The sequence below is a fragment of the Christiangramia aestuarii genome (genome assembly GCF_009735585.1).
Classification (GTDB): domain Bacteria; phylum Bacteroidota; class Bacteroidia; order Flavobacteriales; family Flavobacteriaceae; genus Christiangramia; species Christiangramia aestuarii.
This window is the reverse complement of record NZ_VJVW01000048.1, coordinates 1-513: the sequence shown is the minus strand read 5'-3', so window position 1 is coordinate 513 and position 513 is coordinate 1. Positions and strand designations below refer to the sequence as shown.

Annotated in this window: 1 protein-coding gene; it reads right to left on the bottom strand. The window is 66.5% G+C overall.

The window, feature by feature from the left end; genetic code table 11:
* Nucleotides 1-29: 29 nt before the first annotated feature.
* Nucleotides 30-513: FAD-dependent oxidoreductase (locus FLP08_RS16855; protein WP_162431122.1), on the bottom strand; the 484-nt coding region annotated here is incomplete at its 5' end.

The window sequence follows — 513 nt, the reverse complement described above, 5'->3', positions numbered from 1 at the left end:
CGTCCCTGGTTCGACGGTCGCTGGCCGGGTCACTCCGGCGCGGAAGTCCGGATCAGGTGGTCGAAGGCGCTCAGCGAAGCCTTGGCGCCCTCGCCCACGGCGATCACGATCTGCTTGTACGGCACCGTGGTCACGTCGCCGGCGGCGAAGATGCCGGGCAGCGAGGTCTCGCCACGGGCGTCGACGATGATCTCGCCACGCGGCGACAGCTCGACGCTGCCCTTGAGCCACTCGGTGTTGGGCAGCAGGCCGATCTGCACGAAGATGCCTTCCAGCTCGATCGACTTGAACTCCTCGGAGTTGCGGTCCTTGTACACCAGGCCGGTGACCTTCTGGCCGTCGCCCTTCACTTCGCTGGTCAGGGCACTGGTGATCACCTCGACGTTCGGCAGGCTGTAGAGCTTGCGTTGCAGCACGGCATCGGCGCGCAACTTGCTGTCGAATTCCAGCAGGGTCACATGGGCGACGATGCCGGCCAGGTCGATGGCCGCCTCGACGCCAGAGTTGCCGCCG